14 protein-coding genes are annotated in these 15,899 nt (G+C 68.1%); 4 read left to right on the top strand and 10 right to left on the bottom strand.

Translation table 11 applies throughout. The annotated features are described in order from the left end of the window. Window positions 1–91 precede the first annotated feature (91 nt). Genes TK90_RS02495 through TK90_RS02485 form a run of 3 tightly spaced genes read left to right on the top strand, consistent with a single transcriptional unit; the run spans window position 92 to window position 4,083 of the window. Complete coding sequence (locus tag TK90_RS02495) at window positions 92–433, top strand: phenylpyruvate tautomerase MIF-related protein (protein WP_012981917.1); 342 nt, start codon at window positions 92–94, stop codon at window positions 431–433. Window positions 434–491: 58 nt separating this feature from the next. Continuing rightward, window positions 492–2,204, top strand: a complete 1,713-nt coding sequence (locus TK90_RS02490) for a proline--tRNA ligase (protein ID WP_012981916.1) — start codon at window positions 492–494, stop codon at window positions 2,202–2,204. A gap of 16 nt (window positions 2,205–2,220) precedes the next feature. Further along, a complete protein-coding gene (locus TK90_RS02485; RefSeq protein WP_012981915.1) occupies window positions 2,221–4,083 on the top strand; it encodes an SLC13 family permease in 1,863 nt (620 codons plus the stop codon). 32 nt (window positions 4,084–4,115) lie between these two features. Here TK90_RS02485 and dnaQ read toward each other — a convergent pair whose 3' ends face one another. Genes dnaQ through TK90_RS02470 form a run of 3 tightly spaced genes read right to left on the bottom strand, consistent with a single transcriptional unit; the run spans window position 4,116 to window position 6,058 of the window. Further along, window positions 4,116–4,832 carry a DNA polymerase III subunit epsilon gene (gene dnaQ / locus TK90_RS02480; protein WP_012981914.1) on the bottom strand — a complete coding sequence of 239 codons (717 nt, stop codon included), beginning with the start codon at window positions 4,830–4,832 and terminating at the stop codon, window positions 4,116–4,118. Window positions 4,833–4,842: 10 nt separating this feature from the next. Further along, the gene (rnhA, locus tag TK90_RS02475; protein ID WP_012981913.1) at window positions 4,843–5,304 is read right to left on the bottom strand and encodes a ribonuclease HI; all 462 of its coding nucleotides are present in this window, start codon (window positions 5,302–5,304) and stop codon (window positions 4,843–4,845) included. Next, entirely contained in the window at window positions 5,297–6,058 is a 762-nt protein-coding gene (locus TK90_RS02470; RefSeq protein ID WP_012981912.1) for a hypothetical protein, read from the bottom strand. Before TK90_RS02470 ends, rnhA begins: the two co-directional genes overlap by 8 nt. Between TK90_RS02470 and TK90_RS02465 the strand changes: the two genes are divergently transcribed. Then, window positions 6,057–7,643 (top strand): LysM peptidoglycan-binding domain-containing protein, encoded by a 1,587-nt coding sequence (locus TK90_RS02465; protein ID WP_041444170.1) that lies wholly within the window; start codon window positions 6,057–6,059, stop codon window positions 7,641–7,643. The two genes, TK90_RS02470 and TK90_RS02465, sit on opposite strands and share 2 nt — an antisense overlap. A gap of 46 nt (window positions 7,644–7,689) precedes the next feature. On the opposite strand, the gene hflX is transcribed toward TK90_RS02465, so the two are convergent. From hflX to TK90_RS02430, 7 genes are all read right to left on the bottom strand, one after another. Then, on the bottom strand, window positions 7,690–9,015 hold the full coding sequence (gene hflX, locus TK90_RS02460; RefSeq protein ID WP_012981910.1) for a ribosome rescue GTPase HflX: 1,326 nt from the start codon (window positions 9,013–9,015) through the stop codon (window positions 7,690–7,692). Window positions 9,016–9,039: 24 nt separating this feature from the next. Continuing rightward, the gene (hfq, locus tag TK90_RS02455; RefSeq protein WP_012981909.1) at window positions 9,040–9,294 is read right to left on the bottom strand and encodes an RNA chaperone Hfq; all 255 of its coding nucleotides are present in this window, start codon (window positions 9,292–9,294) and stop codon (window positions 9,040–9,042) included. Between the two features lie 94 nt (window positions 9,295–9,388). Then, window positions 9,389–10,333, bottom strand: coding sequence for a tRNA (adenosine(37)-N6)-dimethylallyltransferase MiaA (gene miaA / locus TK90_RS02450; protein WP_012981908.1), 945 nt, complete (start codon window positions 10,331–10,333; stop codon window positions 9,389–9,391). Next, entirely contained in the window at window positions 10,333–12,213 is a 1,881-nt protein-coding gene (gene mutL, locus TK90_RS02445; RefSeq protein WP_012981907.1) for a DNA mismatch repair endonuclease MutL, read from the bottom strand. Before mutL ends, miaA begins: the two co-directional genes overlap by 1 nt. 133 nt (window positions 12,214–12,346) lie before the next feature. Next, window positions 12,347–13,690 (bottom strand): N-acetylmuramoyl-L-alanine amidase, encoded by a 1,344-nt coding sequence (locus tag TK90_RS02440; RefSeq protein WP_017925805.1) that lies wholly within the window; start codon window positions 13,688–13,690, stop codon window positions 12,347–12,349. Window positions 13,691–13,901: 211 nt separating this feature from the next. Continuing rightward, window positions 13,902–14,369, bottom strand: coding sequence for a tRNA (adenosine(37)-N6)-threonylcarbamoyltransferase complex ATPase subunit type 1 TsaE (gene tsaE / locus TK90_RS02435; RefSeq protein WP_012981905.1), 468 nt, complete (start codon window positions 14,367–14,369; stop codon window positions 13,902–13,904). Next, window positions 14,366–15,880, bottom strand: coding sequence for an NAD(P)H-hydrate dehydratase (locus tag TK90_RS02430; protein WP_012981904.1), 1,515 nt, complete (start codon window positions 15,878–15,880; stop codon window positions 14,366–14,368). The genes tsaE and TK90_RS02430 overlap by 4 nt, the downstream gene beginning before the upstream one ends. Window positions 15,881–15,899 lie beyond the last annotated feature (19 nt).

Here is a 15,899-nt window from a genome sequence, read left to right as displayed (position 1 = left end):
CGCACCACCGCATCAGCCGACCGCAATGCGCTGCACGAGCCGCCCACTGGCCGTATCATGTGGCGCCTCAGTCAATCGAAGGGGAGCCGAGATGCCGCTTCTGCGAGTCGAGACCAACGCCGCCCTGCCCGACGATCCCGCGGGGCTGTGCCAACGCCTGTCCGCGCAGGTGGCCGACTGGCTGGGCAAGCCCGAGGGGTACGTGATGGTCGCCTGCACGCACAACCCGGCGATGTGCTTCGCCGGCAGCACCGACCCGCTCGCCTACTGCGAGCTGAAGAGCATCGGCCTGCCCGAGGGGCTGACCCGCGAGCTGTCACGCAAGCTCTGCGACGCCCTGCAGGCCGAACTGGGTCTGGACCCGGCCCGGGTCTATATCGAATTCGCCGACGCCCCGCGCCACTTCTGGGGCACCAACAGCACGACGTTCTGAATTCTCGCGGCCCGGTGGGCCGTCACTTCTCTCACGCACTTGATAACGGACTGCCCCGATGCGCGTCTCGCAATTCCCGCTGAACACCCTGAAGGAAACCCCGGCCGACGCCGAGATCGTCTCCCACCAGCTGATGCTGCGCGCCGGCTATGTCCGGCGCCTGGCCGCCGGGCTGTACACCTGGCTTCCACTGGGGCTGCGCGTACTGCGCCGGGTGGAGAACATTGTGCGCGAGGAGATGAACCGGGCCGGTGCGCTGGAGGTACTGATGCCGGCCGTGCAGCCGGCCGAGCTGTGGCAGGAATCCGGTCGCTGGGACTTCTACGGAGCCGAGCTGCTGCGCCTGAAGGATCGCCACGAACGCGACTTCTGCTTCGGCCCGACTCACGAGGAGGTCATCACCGATCTCGTGCGCCGCGAGATCCGCAGCTATCGCCAGCTACCGGTGAACTACTACCAGATCCAGACCAAGTTCCGGGACGAGCGCCGCCCGCGTTTCGGCATCATGCGCGCCCGCGAATTCCTGATGAAGGACGCCTACTCCTTCCACCTCGACGCCGATTCGCTGAGCCGGACCTACCAGCAGATGCACGATGCCTACTGCCGTATCTTCGAGCGCTGCGGCCTCGATTTCCGCGCGGTGGAGGCCGACACCGGCGCGATCGGCGGCAATGCCTCGCACGAGTTCCACGTCCTCGCCAGTTCCGGCGAAGACGCCATCGCCTTCTCCCCGGGTGGCTATGCGGCCAACGTCGAGCTGGCCATGTGCCCGCAGCCGGCGCAGGCCCCGCCACCCAGCGGTGAAATGGAAAAGATCGCTACCCCCGGGGTGCATACGATCGAGGACCTGGCGAACTTCCTCGACATCCCGACCGCGCAGACCGTCAAGACCCTGGTGGTCGCCGCCTCCGAGGCGGTCGATGCCGACCTGGTCGCCCTCATCCTGCGCGGTGACCATGAACTCAATGCCGTGAAGGCGGAAAAGCATCCGTGGATCGCCGAGCCGCTGCGCATGGCCGAGGCGGCCGAAATCCGGGCGGCCTTCGGTGCCGATCCCGGTTCGCTGGGGCCGGTCGGCAGCCCGATCCCGGTCCTGGCCGACCATTCGGTGCTCGGCATGTCCGACATGGTGGTCGGGGCCAACGAGAACGGCCATCACCTGAAACAGGTGAACTGGGAGCGTGATCTGCCGCGGCCGGAGAGCAGCGACCTGCGCAACATCACCGAGGGCGAACCCGCCCCGGACGGCTCCGGCCCGATCGAGATTCGCCGCGGCATCGAGGTCGGCCACATCTTCCAGCTCGGCGACAAGTACAGCCAGGCACTGGGCGCCCGCGTACTGGACGAGGACGGCCGCGAACAGGTGGTGACCATGGGCTGCTACGGTATCGGCGTCTCGCGCGTGGTGGCCGCCGCGATCGAACAGAACTCCGACGAGCGCGGCATCTGCTGGCCCACCGCCATTGCGCCCTTCGACATCGCCCTGTGCCCGATCGGCGCGAAGAAGTCCCAGCGCGTGCGCGAGGCCGCGGAAAAACTGCACGACGAACTCGAGGCCGCCGGCTTCCAGGTCCTGCTGGACGATCGCGAACAGCGCCCCGGGGTGATGTTCGCCGACATGGAGCTGATCGGCATCCCGCACCGCCTGGTCATCGGCGAGCGCGGTCTGGACGCCGGCGAACTCGAGTACCAGGCGCGCACCGCCAGCGAGGCCGAACACCTGCCGATGGACGGCCTGCTCGACGCCCTGCGCGAACGTCTGCAGGGCTGAACCCGGGGCGACCCAGATGGAGGAGGTCGCCTTTACCCTGGAGATGGGGATCGTGTTCGGCCTGCTGGGGCTGACGATCCTGCTGTTCGTCACCGAGGTCGTCCGGATCGACCTCGCGGCGCTCGGCGTGCTGTTCCTGCTCGGCATGGTGGCACTGATCCCCGGTGTGGCCCCGATCGTCGAGGGCGAAGCGCTGTTCTCGGGCTTCGCCTCCAATGCGGTGATCGCGATCATCGCGGTGATGATCATTGGCACGGGGCTGGACCGTTCCGGCATCATGAACCGCCTGGCGGATCTGATCCTGCGCTTCGGCGGGGGCACCGAACGCCGGGTGATGGCCACGACCTCCGGTGCGGTGGGCATCGTCACCAGCTTCATGCAGAACATCGGCGCGGCCGCACTGTTCATGCCGGTGATCAACCGCATTGGGGCCGCCGCGCGCATCCCGCGCTCGCGCCTGCTGATGCCGATGGGCTTCGCCGCGATCGTCGGCGGCACCCTGACGCTGGTCGCCTCCAGTCCGCTGATCCTGCTCAACGACCTGATGCCCGCACACCTGGACGACTTCGGGCTGTTCGACGTAACCCCGATCGGGCTGGCCCTGCTGGCGACCCTGATTGCCTATTTTGCGATCCTCGGGCACTGGGTCCTGCCGGCGCGCGTACCACGCGACGAGGATCCGGACGAGAGCCGGGTGCAGACCACCTCGGCCTGGTTCCGCGATGTCTACGGCATGGATTTCGGTGTACGCGAGGCGCGCCTGGGTGACGACAGCGCGCTGACCGGGATGCGCGTCGGCGACTTCGAGGCCGCCTTCGGGGTGCATGTGGTCGGGGTGACCACTGGCGACGAGACCCGCATCGAGCCCAACCGCGACATCGAGCTGGAGCGCGGTGCGCATCTGGCCATCCTCGGCCCGGTCACCACCATCGAAAACACCTGTGATCACACCGGCACGATCCTCAAGGACGAACTGGACGTGTTCGCCCGCGCCCTGTCGGCCCGCCACGGCGGGATTGCCGAAGTGATCATTCCACCCGGCTCCGACCTGATCGGACAGACCGTGCGCGACAGGGGCATGCGCCGCACCTACGGCATCTCGGTATTGCGTATCCAGCGCGGAGACGACCTGATCATCGACGAGGTCCCGGACACCCCGCTCAAGGCCGGCGACACCCTGGTGGTGCATACCCCGTGGGAGAACCTGCAGGCGCTGGAGGACGACCGCGACTTCGTCGTCGTCACCAGCCGCTACCCGCGCCGGCGGCGGGAGGAACCCGCGACTCACCGGCCGCTGGCCGCGCTCGGCTCGCTGGCACTGGGTCTGGGACTGGTGCTGTTCACCGACCTGCCACTGGCACTGGCGTTGCTGGGCGGCGCGCTGGGGATGGTCTTCACCGGCGTGATCGCCATGGACGAGGCCTACCGCGGTATCAGCTGGAAGACGGTATTCCTGCTCGCCTCGCTGATCCCGCTGGGCCTCGCGGTGGAAAATTCCGGGGCCGGCGAGTGGATCGCGACCAATGGCATGGCGCAACTGGAGGATATGCCGGTCTGGGTACTGCAGATCGCGGTGTTTCTGCTGACCACCTTCTTCACGCTGGTGATGTCGAACGTGGGCGCCACCGTGCTGCTGGTCCCGCTGGCCGTCAGCTTCGCCAGTGTCGCCCAGGGAGCCGGCATCGACGCCGACCCTCGGGTATTCGCGCTGATCGTCGCCATCGCCGCTTCCAATTCCTTCCTGCTGCCCACCCACCAGGTGAACGCCCTGATCATGGACCCGGGTGGCTACCGCGTGGCCGACTACCTGCGCGCCGGTTCGCTGATGACCGTGCTGTTCATGGCCGTCTCGCTGGTGGTCATCAACCTGCTTTTTTAGGAAAGCCTGAGGAGCCGGCCAGCCCCGGGGCGTCAGGACGTCGTCGCACGCCAGCGGCAGACGCCGCCCGCCGCTTCGTCCAGCGTACGCAGCAGGGCCTCGTGCGCGGCCTGTTCGTCGGCATCCGGCTCGATCACGGGCAGCGGCTTGCCGGAGCGCTGCGCCCGCGCCGGGGCACCGGCCTCGGCTCCAGCATCCCCCCCGGCGTCCAACCCCAGGGCGACCTGCCCGCCGGTCATCGCCAGGTAGACGTCCGCCAGCAGCTCGGCATCCAGCAGCGCACCATGCAGCGTACGCCCGGAGGCATCGATCTCGTAGCGCTTGCACAGCGCATCCAGCGAGTTGCGCGTGCCCGGATGCATACGTCGCGCCATCACCAGCGAATCCAGCACGGTGCAGACCTCCACCAGTTCCGTGACCGGCGCGGCCTCGCCCAGCAGACGCAGCTCGTGATTGATAAAGCCGACATCGAACGGCGCGTTGTGGATGATCAGCTCGGCCCCGCGCACGAACTCGATGAACTCACCGACGACATCGGCAAACCGCGGCTTGTCGGCGAGAAACTCGTTGGTGATCCCGTGGACCTCGATCGCCCCGGCATCGATCTCCCGGTCCGGCTGCAGGTACTCGTGCAGCTTGCGCCCGGTCGGGCGACGATTGTCCAGCTCCAGACAGCCGATCTCGATGACACGATGCCCCTCGGACGGCTCCAGGCCGGTGGTCTCGGTGTCCAGCACGATCTGTCGCATGATGACGGCCTCAGTTCTCGATGGGTTGACCGGCCAGCAGGGCGTCGATGCCGGCATTCGCCAGCTCGTCGGCACGCTCGTTCTCCGGGTGTCCGCTGTGACCACGCACCCAGTACCACTCGATGTCGTGGCGCGCGGCCTCGGCGTCCAGCGCCTCCCACAGGTCGCGATTCTTCACCGGCGAACCGCTGGCGGATTTCCAGTTGCGGCGTTTCCAGCCGGGCAGCCATTCGGTCAGGCCCTGCTTGACGTACTTCGAATCCGTGACCAGTTCCACCTTGCAGGGCCGCTTGAGCGTCTCCAGGGCGCGGATCGCGGCCGTCAGTTCCATACGATTGTTGGTGGTCTCGGCCTCGGCCCCGTACAGCTCGCGCTCGGTCCCCCGGTAACGCAGGATCGCCCCCCAGCCACCGGGGCCCGGGTTACCGCGACAGGCGCCGTCGGTATAGATGTACACACGCTCGTCAGTCATACGTCCGGCGCACTCGGGAATAAGGGGAGCGCGAGGATACCAGTCCCGGACGCAGCCGGGGACTGGGGGTGGCGAAGCGGTACTGCGGGGTCGGACGCAAGGGTAGATCCACCCGTTTGTGGGCAACGGTCAGGATCACGCTGGCCAGCGGGGGCAGCCCCCGGCGAGTCCAGGCGTCCACCGGGGCCAGCCGCTGCTGCCAGGCCTCGGACAGACCGGGAGGCAGCAGACTGAGACTCCACTGCTCCAGCACCTCCAGGTCGGCGGACTCCATGAACTCGCGGTACTGGCGCCGCCGGAGCCCCTCGGGCAGCGGCGAGACGCGTACCCCGCCCTGATCGCCCAGCTGCAGGCGGTTGCCCTCGAGCATGAAGACCATGCCCTCCGGCTCCAGCACCCGGGCGGCCTCGGCGACCACTGCGGCCGGCAGGTCACTGTAGGCACAGGGATGGGCCAGCACGATGCGGCGCGCACAGTCCGATTCCAGCGGCCAGAATTCCGGCTCCATCAACAGGCCCGGCCGCGTGGAGTCCATGCGCACGATCGGGCCGCCCAGGGTATCGGAATCCTCGAGCATCGGGACCGGGGAGAGCTCGATCGCGACCTCCCCGGGGGTGGCTGCTGCGTGCTGTCGAATCCGTTGCAAAAGCCGCTCGCGAACCCGCCGACCCTGCGGCTTCTCGTACCAGTGAGAAAGCCAACGCAGAAAAGGGTCTTGGTGATACTCGGAGTGTGGTTTATCCTTCAGCGCCATGATGATCCGACCCCGCTCCCGACTGCCGCTTGGCATTATCCTGGGCCTGGCGACCCTGCTGGCCTCTGCCTGTAGCCTACACGACTCCGAACGCGCACTGGATACCTCCCAGGTCGACAAGCCTGTGGTGGAGGGGCCGACCCAGGCCGACGTCCAGGCCGCCATGGAGCGCCAGGCCCGCGAGGCCGCCGACCAGGCCGCGGAGACCGACGACCTGTGGGAACGCACCCGCCTGGGGTTCGGCTTTACCGATGACCTGCACCACGAGCGCGTGGAACAATACATCGAGCATTACCGCGCCAACCCGCGCATCATCCAGCTCTCCACCGAGCGCGCCGAGCCGTTTGCGTACTTCATCCTCTCGGAGATCGAACAGCGCGACATGCCGACCGAGCTGCTGTTGCTGCCGATCGTGGAGAGTGGCTTTGCCGCCGAAGCGACCTCCAGCGGTCGTGCCGCCGGCATCTGGCAGTTCATCCCGGCGACCGGCGACCATTTCGACCTGACGCGCGACCACTGGTACGACGGGCGCCGCGATGTCTACCAGTCCACCCTCGCCGCGCTGGACTACCTGGAGGCCCTGTATCAGCGCTTCGATGACTGGTACCTGGCCCTGGCCGCCTACAACTTCGGCCAGGGCAACGTGACGCGGGCAATGGAGCGCAACGCGGCGCGTGGGGAGCCGACCGACTACTGGAGCCTCGAGCTCTCGGCCGAGGCGACCGCCTACGTGCCCCGTCTCCTGGCCCTGCGCGAGCTGTTTCTGGAGCCCGACGAACACGGGACACAGATTACCCCGATCGCCAATGAACCGGCGCTGGAGCGGATCGAGCCCGGTCGCCAGGCCGATCTCGCCTTGATCGCCGAGATGATCGGGCTCGAGGCGGATGACCTGAAGCGCCTGAATCCGGGCTATCAGCGCCACGCCACCCATCCGTCGCATGCCCAGCACCTGTTCATCCCGCACGATGCGGCCGAGACCCTGGAAGTCGCGCTGGCCGAACACGGCGACGATCCGCTGATCCGCTTCCGCGAATACACCGTGGCCCGGGGTGACAACCTCGGCTCCATCGCCCAGCGGGCCGGCACCCGCGTGGCCGTACTGCGCGAAATGAACGGTCTCAATGGCGACAACATCCGCGCCGGACAGACACTGAAACTGCCGGTGACCGGACAGGAAGACGCCGAGATCCAGGTCGCGGCCGCGGCCGAGTCGGGCGAACTCGACACCTACGAGATCCAGGAAGGCGACAGCCTGTGGACGATCAGCGAGCGTACGGGCATGACCATCAGCGAGCTGCGCGCGGCGAACGAACTGGAGCGCGATGCCATCCTGCGTCCGGGCGATACGTTGCAGGTCACCCAGGCGGGTTCAGGAAGTTCTTCGGATAACGGCCGCAGCGTCGCCTACGAGGTGCAGCCCGGGGATTCCCTGTCCAGCATCGCCCGCCAATTCCAGGTCTCGGTCAGTGACCTGCGCCGCTGGAACTCGCTCAATGGCGACGGCATCCGTGCGGGGGAAACCCTGACGCTCTACGTGGCCGAGGCCGACGAAGAGGCCATTGCGCGGGCCCGCGACGCCTGACTCGCCGGCGCGCGCGGCCCCTGATGCCGCGAGCCCGCCCGGGTACCTACTGCCCCACCGCGGTCGATGAGGGCTCGTCGAACACGATCTCGATCTGCTCCGGATTCAGGCCGGCATCACTCACCAGTTGCTGGAAGCGCCGTTGCGGCAGGCTCAGGCGCAACTGGATCTGACCGTCAGCGGTGGTCTGCTCCGCCTCCACGGCCTTCTCCTCGTAGAGCTGGGCGCGCAACCGGCCGGCACTGGCCGGCAGTTCCACCCAGCCCCGCATCATCGACTCGGTAAAGGTCTCGGCCAGGTGCTCTTCCAGCGTGGCGATACCCTCGCCCGTATACGCGGACACCCAGAAGACATCATCGCCGGAACCGAAGCGGGCCTCGGCGGCATCCGGGGTCGACTCCAGCCGGTCAATTTTGTTGTAGACCCGCCAGCACGGGACATCCTGCGCACCGATCTCCTCCAGCACCGCCTCGACCTGGCGGATGCGCGCCTCGCGCTCGGGGTCGGCGGCGTCGATCACGTGCAGCAGCAGCGCGGCCTCGCGGGTCTCGGTCAGGGTCGCTTTAAAGGCCGCCACCAGTTCGTGCGGCAGGTCGCGCACGAAGCCGACGGTGTCCGCCAGGATCAACGACTGGTGCGGGGCCAGGTCCAGCCGCCGCAGGGTCGGGTCCAGGGTCGCGAACAGCTGATCCGCCTCGTACACGTCGGAGTGGGTCAGGCGGTTGAACAGCGTGGACTTGCCGGCGTTGGTATAGCCCACCAGGGACACGGTCGGGATCTCGTTGCGCAGGCGCGCCTGACGGCCCTGCTCGCGGGTGCGCTCGACCTTCTCCAGGCGCCGTTCGATGTGCTTGATACGCGCGGCCAGCAAGCGGCGGTCGGTTTCGAGCTGGGTTTCCCCCGGCCCGCGCAGGCCAATGCCGCCCTTCTGCCGTTCCAGGTGAGTCCAGCCACGCACCAGTCGCGTGGCCATGTGACGCAACTGGGCCAGCTCGACCTGCAGCTTGCCCTCGTGTGAACGCGCACGCTGGGCGAAGATGTCGAGGATCAGCCCCGCACGGTCCAGCACCCGGCACTGCAGGTGACGTTCGAGGTTGCGTTCCTGGCTGGGCGAGAGGGCATGGTTGAAGATCACCACGTCAGCGCCATGGGCCTCGACCGCAGCACGAATCTCGTCGGCCTTGCCGGCACCTACGAATAGGCGGGGATGCGGGCGGTCGCGTGAACCCCGCACGAGTTCCAACACATCCGCGCCGGCGGAGCGGACCAGCTCGTCGAATTCCTGGACCTGGGCCTCGATGTCGGGGTTTTCGCCGATGGCCAGCGCCACCAGCACGGCGCGATCGCCGGCGCTATCGGGACGCTCAAACAAAAAAGACGAACCTCCCGCGCATGCTCAAGCCTCCGCCTCGGCGGTGGCGGCCTCTTCGCCCTCGGTATTCATGCGCACCTGGCGGGACGGGACAATGGTCGAGATCGCATGCTTGTACACCATCTGCGAAACGGTGCTTCGCAGCAGCACCACGAACTGATCGAAGGACTCGATCTGCCCCTGCAGCTTGATGCCGTTGACCAGATAGATCGAGACCGGCACTCGGTCCCGACGCAGCGCGTTCAGGAAGGGTTCCTGCAGCATTTGCCCTTTGGCCATCAGTGCGTTCCTTGGTTGTTATTCTTCAGCTCGCCACACGCCAAAAGCTCCTCCACCAAGCCCTGGCGGCGCCCTCTCAGAGAGTAGCACATCGCTACTGGAAGTCTGCGCGGCGAATCACGTTCAACACTTCCGACCGATCGACCGTGGACGCGTTCAATCGCGCATGCAGGGGGAATCGCCGCAGGCCGGTCAGCTGGCGCTTGGCCAGTTGCCGGGTGGCCGCGATCGCCCGCTCGCGGAACTGCGCGAAGTCGAGCTCTCCCGCCAGCCACTGCCAGCCCTGACGGTAGCCCACCGCACGCTGGGAAGGATGCTCCGCCGTCAGCTCGGGACGCTGCTGCAGGGCCATCAGTTCATCGACGAACCCGACCTCCAGCATCGCGTCGAAGCGCCGGGCGATCCGTTCGCGCAGGACGTCGCGATCCTCCGGCCACAAGGCCAGTGACACCCAGCCCTCCGGCACGCGGGCCGCCGCACCCTGCTGAAAGCTGGACAGCGGCCGCCCGGTCGCCTCGAAGACCTCCAGCGCCCGCAGGATGCGCTGCGGGTCGTTCGGGTGGATACGCGCCGCGGCCTCGGGATCCACCCCGGCGAGTTCGCGATGCAGGGCCTGCCCGCCCTCCACGTCCAGGCGCGCGCGCACTTGTTCACGCACTACATTCGGTACCTCGGGGATCTCGTCGAAACCATCCAGCAGGGCACGCAGGTACAGCAGGGTACCGCCCACCATCAAAGCCGTCCGGCCACGGGCGTGGATCCCGGCGATTGCCTCCCGGGCGTCGCGCGCGAAGTCGGCGGCACTGTAGGTGTCCTCCGGGTCACGGATATCCAGCAGGTGATGCGGCACGCGGGCGCGCTCCTCTGCAGTGGGCTTCGCGGTGCCGATATCCATGCCGCGATAGACCAGCGCGGAGTCGACGCTGACGATCTCGCCCTCCAGCGCCTCGGCGAGCGCCAGCGACAACGCGGTCTTGCCCGAGGCCGTCGGTCCAGCCAGGATCACCACCGGCGGGCGGCCGAGTCCGAATGTGCCCATCAACGCCCTCGAAGAAACAAGCGATCCAGCGCGTGGTGATCGAGCTCCACCCAGGTCGGGCGACCGTGGTTGCACTGGCCGGAGCGTTCAGTCGCCTCCATGTCGCGCAGCAGCTGGTTCATCTCCGGGAGTGTCAGACGGCGCCCGGCGCGCACCGAACCGTGGCAGGCCATGGTGCCGAGTACCGCATTCATCTCGCCCTCGGCGCGGTGGCTGTAGCCGACGGCCGCGAGGTCCGCGAGCACATCACGCACCAACTGAGCCGTGTCCCGCCCGCGCAGCAGCGCCGGGGCCGCGCGCAAGGCCAGCGTCTCGGGCCCCGCGCGATCCAGCTCGAACCCCAGGGCACCCAGCACACCGGCATGTTCCTCGGCCAGCGCGGCCTCGGCAGGCGTCACGTCCAGTGTTTCCGGCACCAGCAAAGGCTGTGAGGTAATACCCTGCGAGCCCCATTCGCGCTTGAGGCGCTCGTAGGTAATGCGCTCGTGCGCCGCATGCATGTCGACCACGATCAGGCCGCTTGCATTCTCCGCCAGGATGAAGGTCTCCGCGACCTGCCCCAGCGCAAAACCCAGCGGTGGCATACCTTCCGCATCATCGCTTTCACTCGCACCGCCCGCCGCCTCGAACGACCGGGGTGCGGGCTCGGCGACCGCGGCTGGCCCGCGGAATTCGGCCCAGGCCGCCGCATAATCCGATGATGTGCCAGAGGCATACTCGCGGCGATCACCCGACCCGGCTGCAGGCGACCGGGCTTCGGCCCGGTACTCGGGCGCCCCCAGCCCGCTCAGGGCGCGCTCGCGCGGGAACGCCGGAATCGCCCGCTCCTGCGGCGCCGGAGCGGACCCGGTATCGGCTGGCAAATACCCGGGCATCCCGCCGTCCCCGGGACGCACATCGGCCAGCGCCTTGTGCAGGGCATGAAAGATGAAGTCGTGCACCATCCGCGACTCGCGGAAGCGCACCTCCTGCTTGGTGGGATGGGCGTTCACGTCCACCTGCACCGGGTCCAGTTCGAGCTCCAGCACGAACATCGGGTGACGCCCGTGGTAGAGCACATCCTGATAGGCCTTGCGCACGGCCGCCGCCAGCACGCGGTCGCGAATCGCGCGGCCATTGACGAAGAAAAACTGCTGGTCGGGCTGTGCCCGCGACTGGGTCGGCGCGCCCAGCCAGCCCGAGAGTTTGAGGCCGGCACGCTGCTCGCCCACCGGCGTCGCCGCGCCCATAAAGGCCTCGCCCAGCAGGGCACGCACGCGCTGGGCGGGGTCCGCTGCGGCGGGCAGGTCCAGCACCACACGATCGTTGTGGCGCAGGGTGAAGGCGACCTCCGGGCAGGCTGCCGCCTGGGTGCGGATGACGGTCTCGCAGTGATTGAACTCGGTACGCTCGGTGCGCACGAACTTGCGCCGCGCGGGGACATTGAAGAACAGGTCCCGCACCTCGACCGTCGTGCCCACCGGGTGCGCAGCCGGCGCCGCCTCGCGAAAGACATCCGAGCCATCACCGGTCAGGCGCCAGCCATTGCGCTCACCCTCCACCGCCGAGGTCATGGACAGGCGGGAGACGGACGCAATCGACGGCAGCGCCTCGCCGCGAAAGCCGAGGGTGTGCAAGGCCTCCAGGTCCTCCATCGAGCGGATCTTGCTGGTCGCATGGCGTGACAGTGCCAGCGGGAGCTCGTCGCGATGGATGCCGCAGCCATTGTCACTGATCTGGATCAGGCGGATGCCGCCCTGCTCCAGTCGTACCTCGATACGGGTCGACCCCGCGTCCAGGGCATTCTCCACCAGCTCCTTGACCACCGATGCCGGGCGCTCGACCACCTCGCCCGCCGCGATCTGGTTGATCAGTTGCTCGGAGAGTTTCTCGATGGACACGCGCAAATCCGTGGGCCGGGACAGGGGCCCACAAGCCTAGGGAAACACGGACCGATTTGCACGTTCGCGGGGCCTGCCGGCCTCGCCAGTGGCGGGCCGGGGCCTGAAACCGTGACCGCCTGCCAGGATGGGTTCAGGAATCGCGCGGGATGCGCAGGACCTGGCCGGCGTAGATGCGATCGTCACTGACGTTATTCGCCGAACGCAGGTCGGCCAGCGACAGGCTATAGCGGTCGGCAATCCCCGACAGGGTCTCGCCGGGGCGAATGATGTGCTGGTCCGGCTGGCCATCGGCGATCAGCGTGCCCGGGCGGGCATGCGTCGAAAAATAGGACCTCAGCCCGGTCAGCAGCGCATCCGCCAGCGAGTTCTGGAAGTCGCTGCTGCGCAGCTTGCGTTCCTCGGACGGGTTGGAGATGAACGCGGCCTCGACCAGGATGGACGGGACATCGGGCGAGCGCAGCACCGCGAAGTTGGCCCGCTCGACCTCCGGCTTGCGCACCTTGCCCACCCGGTGCAGCTCGGAAATCATGCGCTCGGCCAGGGTGTTGCTCGCCTCGAGACTGCCGCTCTGAGCCAGATCCAGCAGCACGTTGGTCAGGGAGTCATCCTTGCCGTTGATCGGCACACCGCCCAGCCGCAGGTCGGCCTGGTTCTCGCGCTGCGCCAGGAAGCGGGCGGCCTCGCTGGAGGCCCCGCGTTCGGAGAGCATATATACCGAGGAACCCTGCACGTTGCGGTTGGCGATGGCGTCGGCGTGAATCGACACAAACACGTCGGCGTCCGCCTCGCGCGCACGCTCGATACGCTCGCGCAGGGGCAGGAAGTAATCGCCGGTACGAATCATCACCGCCTTCATGCCGCGCTCGTTGTCGACACGCTCGGCCAGCCGCTTGGATATTTGCAGGACCACGTCCTTCTCGCGGGTCCCGGCGGGGCCGATCGCGCCCGGGTCATGCCCGCCATGACCGGCGTCGATGGCAACCACCACATCACGCAGATCCTCCTGCGAGCGGCCACGGCGAGGTTCGCCGTTGTCGCGGGATTCCTCCCGGGCCGACTGCGTGGGGGCACCCTCACGGCTGGTCAGATCGAGCACCAGACGATGCGGCGAATCCTGGGCCGGCATCAGCTTGAAGCTGCGCGGCTCGATCGGCTTGCGCAGGTCGAACACCACGCGCAGATCGCCGCCGTCGCGCGGGGCGTGGCGGATCGACTCGACGACCGAACGCGGGTTGGAACTGAGCTTCAGCTCGTCCACCGCGCGGGCGTTCTTGATATCCACCACCAGACGATCGGGCGACTCGAGCTTGAACATCGAGTATTCGACATCGCCGTCCATGTCGAAGACCAGGCGCGTGGTGTCGCCATCCACGGACATGCGCACCCGCTCGACACCCGTGCGCGCGAGCGCGGGCAGCGGCAGCCCGACCAGCCCCAGGGCAGTCAGGGCGCGCAGCACCTGGCGGCGGCGCATATCCGGAATCGAGCTTTGGCCCACGGCGAATCCCTTTTAATTCAGGGGGTCTGCCTACATTGTGGACGCTTTTTCTGGAAAAGCAATAGCAAAATTCGTTCTTTATGAGCGAGATATCGCGGTTTTTGCGTGTGACATTGCAACTCATCCTTCGCGCACCACGAACCGGAACCCCACTCGATATTGGGATTTTTATCGGTTTTTCATTGAGTTAATAAACCCGAAAGGCTTTGTCAACGAGCGCCCGATAATCGGCAGCGGCCGGCCCGGACACATACAGCATGCGCCCGTCCGGTTCGTGCGCTTCCAGCCGCACCCGCAGATCCGGCTCCGGCAGCCAGCCGGCCCCGCGCTCCGGCCACTCCACCAGCCAGAGCGCCTGCTCACCAAAGGCCTCGCGCACCCCCAGGTACTCCAGCTCCTCCGGATCCGCCAGGCGATACAGGTCGAAGTGCAATACGCCGCGCCCCTGGAGTTCGTAGGGCTCCACCAGCGTGTAGGTGGGGCTGCGCACGTTGCCCGCATGCCCCAGCGCCTGCAGGAGGCCACGCGCCCAGGTGGTCTTGCCCGCCCCGAGATCCCCTTCCAGGTAGACGATCCGCAGGCCTTCCATCCCAGCCAGCACCGCGCCGGCCCGTTCCGTGGCCGCGGCGTCCGGCAACCGGATCCCGGCGTTCACGTCCCCGCCTCCCCGGCGGCGGCGGGCAGCGCATCCGCCAGTTCGCCCGCCAGCAGCCCGCGCCAGCTGCCCAGCCGCGCGCGCAGAACCTGGCCCGCGGCACAATGCCAGGCCGCCCCGATCTCGGCCGCGGCACGCGCCTCCAATCTCTGAGCGCGCAGCGCGACGATAATCCCCGTGAGCACGTCTCCGCTCCCGGGGATCGCCATGCCGGCATGGCCTCCGGTCACACAGGTCAGTGGTTCGCCACCACCATCGGCGACCAGCGTCCCACCCCCCTTGAGCAGCGACACTCCGCCGAAGCGCTGCGCCAGCTCAAGCACCGCCGCCGGTCGATCCGACTCGACCTCCGTCGTCGGGCGATTCAGCAGGCGACCGGCCTCGCCCGGATGCGGCGTCAGGACCCAGGAATCCATCTGCCGAGGTGTCGCGGCCAGCAGATTGAGGGCATCGGCATCCACCACCAAGGGCACCCCGGCGTCGGCGACCGCATGCCACAGGCGGCGACCCCACTCCCCGGTACCCAAGCCCGGCCCTGCCGCGATCACATCCACCTGGCGGGCCAGGCGCAACAGATCCGAGGGCTCGGGGACCGCCCTCACCATGATCTCGGGCCGGTCGGCATTCGCCCAGGCCGCATGATCCTCGTGCGTGGCCAGTGTGACCCGTCCGGCCCCGGCCCGCAGGGCCGCCAGCGCTGTCAGCCGGGCCGCCCCGGAGAACTCCGGTGCGCCCCCGACCACCAGCACATGTCCGGCGTCGCCCTTGTGCGCCCCCGGCCGACGGGCCGGCAGCCGATCCCGCCAGCCCTCGGGGCCCAAATGCCGGGCCCGCGGCATCACGCCCCGGGCAATCGGCTCGGGCAGATCCAGCCGCGCCACCTCCACGGTGCCCGCGTAGTCCACGCCCGCGCCGGTGTGCAGCCCCAGCTTGTCGGCAATCATGGTCACGGTATGCCGGGCGCGCACCGCGGGTCCCGGCACCGCGCCGGTGTCGGCATTGACGCCCGAGGGGATGTCCGCGGACAGCACGGGCCGCCCCGAGGCATTCAGGCGCTCGACTACCTCGCCGTAGGCGTCATGCAAGGGGCGCTCCAGCCCGATACCGAACAGACAGTCGACCCACAGCTCGGCATCCAGCGGGTCGAAGGCCTCGAGCGGCGCCATCACACCCCCGTGCTCGACCCAGCGCCGACATGCCTGACGTCCATCCGACTCCGGCCGCGCCCGCGACGGGCCACCGTGGAGCCGCACATCCAGGCCGGCCTGCGCCGCCAGGCGCGCCAGCACATAACCGTCGCCCCCGTTGTTGCCGGGGCCGCAGAGGATGCCGAGCCGACGCACATCGGGCCAGTGAGCCCTGACGGCCGCCAGCAGAGCGGCACCGGCCCGCTCCATCAATTCTCCGGGCGCGATCTCCGGCAGGGCCGTGCCGGCCGCATCCAGGGCCCGCATGCCCTCGCTGTCGTAGAGCGCGCTGGTCAGGGGGATCCCCCCGGGTCCATCATTCACGTTTCTTGCCTCGATCGTA

Source organism: Thioalkalivibrio sp. K90mix (genome assembly GCF_000025545.1).
Taxonomy (GTDB): domain Bacteria; phylum Pseudomonadota; class Gammaproteobacteria; order Ectothiorhodospirales; family Ectothiorhodospiraceae; genus Thioalkalivibrio.
This window is presented reverse-complemented; position numbering and strand designations above follow the sequence as displayed.